A 2,034-nucleotide genomic window follows, 5' to 3' on the forward strand; every position below is an offset into this window, starting at 1 on the left:
TAAATGATGACTGCACACATCTCTATCAACACTACTGACTAACTCTGAACAACTTGAAAACTCTGTAAATGCGGAACTGCCCGTTAAGCTACCGGCAATGAAAGCATAACAAGGGAAGGCGCAAATTGCTGACAATAAAGCAACCGCTAAGCCAAGCCTGTGACTATTCATAACTATAACTTGAGACCTCGTCAAGGAAGAGCGGGTAGCAACATGTAGAGACTGCCCATGCGCAAGATTCGTGAAGTACTCAGACTCAAATTCGGGCACCGCCTCAGCGGGGTGGCCGGATGTACTGGAATCACTGGCCGGATGCTGCCGGATTGTGTGACCGAGTACTCTCGAATAGCCATGAGTTTATGACAAACTGCGGCAGATCGCGCTCCTTCAATGGAATATCGACTGTATCTCTCCTCAATCTGCAGACACATTTTGGTAACAACTGAAGTGCGGGAAGACCCAATCCCAATGTTGCAGCTAATGCCTGACTGGTATACCTTATCCAAGTCTGCTTGATACGTTTTGAACAATGGAACCAGGTTTGAGTTATAGCCAGCCCTCCAAGAAACAGGCCAGCACCTATGGATGCTTTCACCCATGTGGGTGTTTTTTCTGGTACTTCAAATCCTCTTAATTCAGCTGTGCCAGCAATGCTAATAACCGGACCGCTCGTATTATCTGCATCAGTAATAAGTTTGGATGAAGTGTAGGCCACCTGGGTTGTATAAAGAGAGGCTGAAGAAGAAGCGGACAAAAATGATGATGCAGATGAAATGGCTGTTGGCACAGCGTAATTACATGCAACATCAAAATCTGCCGAAGACCATGCGCTCACTGAAGCAAAACCTGTTCGATAAGTCTTCTCCAATGAAGATTCACAGCCATGTTCACCGGTATCACCTAATATCCACCCCCATGCCTGCTCTCTGTCTATTAATCCAAATGCTCCCTGAACCATATTAACGTCAGTACAATAACTGCCCCAGACGTCACCCATGTAGTAATCAGGATCCGATGGATAAGCTGAGCCAATGGTTAGATCATTGCCAAACTGATCGACGACGCTGTTACAGGTAGAATCAACAAAGCTCAGGACATTTTCTCTGGGCCATAAGATTATAGAGAACAACACCCCACTGCCAGTTGGTAAACCAGGTGTTGGAGTGACCGTTTCAGTGGGTACGAATACAATGGTTTTAGTGTTTCTCATGGTCAACTGCACTTGCCCTTTTTTCTGAAAACATCTTACATTCAGTGCAGCGCTTTGAGTGTCTTTTGATCCTGGTACACTTTGTAAAAGATCAAACTCAGAGTGCATGAATCGAAAGACGAAGAATTCTTCTGTTCCTCTTCCATCAGAAAAATTGATACACCCCAGCTCTACCAGTTGGACGCTCCTGTGATTATCCGCCAGGTCAAGCACCACCCTGATGTTGTCTGCAACAAAAATACCCGCGCCCCTCAGATACAGAATACCTGCCGGTATATGATCTTGTTTAGTTGGGGTTTTATCTGGGTATCCTGTGGTAGCAGTGGCTGATGAAGCTCTGGTATCCAAAGGATTTCTGGAATCGATTTCGATATTCGCCAGATAATAAACAGAATCATTATAGGGTGCCGACATCACGTAATGATTCTGTGTGCCTCCTTCAATCACAAACACAGGTAAAATATCTATCCTGCTCCCTACAAAAGCTGAGTTATCAGGCAATTGAAAACTCTTTACGCCTCTGAGACGGCCAGTGACGGGCACTGTCAATGGCAATTCATAAACGGCTCGCTGTCCCTTTCCTGACAATTGCTCTGCATCAAATATAAACAATGTTGGATAAGTGGTTCGAAAAGCCTCATGATCCAGCCTTGATGTTGTAGCGGATACTTTTCTAATCAAGACTGTTTCAGAAATTGCAGCAGCAGCCGGGGGAGAACTACGGGGAATGCCTGAGGAAGTGCTCGGGGAAGATGTTACCGCTGGTATCTGATTATTCTTTTCTCTGATGAGAGCCTTAAAAACAGCTAAATGATGACTGCACA

General features: G+C 45.3%; 1 protein-coding gene. It reads right to left on the reverse strand.

Annotated features, from left to right (window positions below):
- Positions 1-301: 301 nt before the first annotated feature.
- Positions 302-2,034 (reverse strand): hypothetical protein (locus KDK18_RS11500; protein ID WP_257255046.1); only part of this gene is annotated, 1,733 nt, incomplete at its 5' end.

Source organism: Endozoicomonas sp. SESOKO3 (assembly GCF_024606255.1).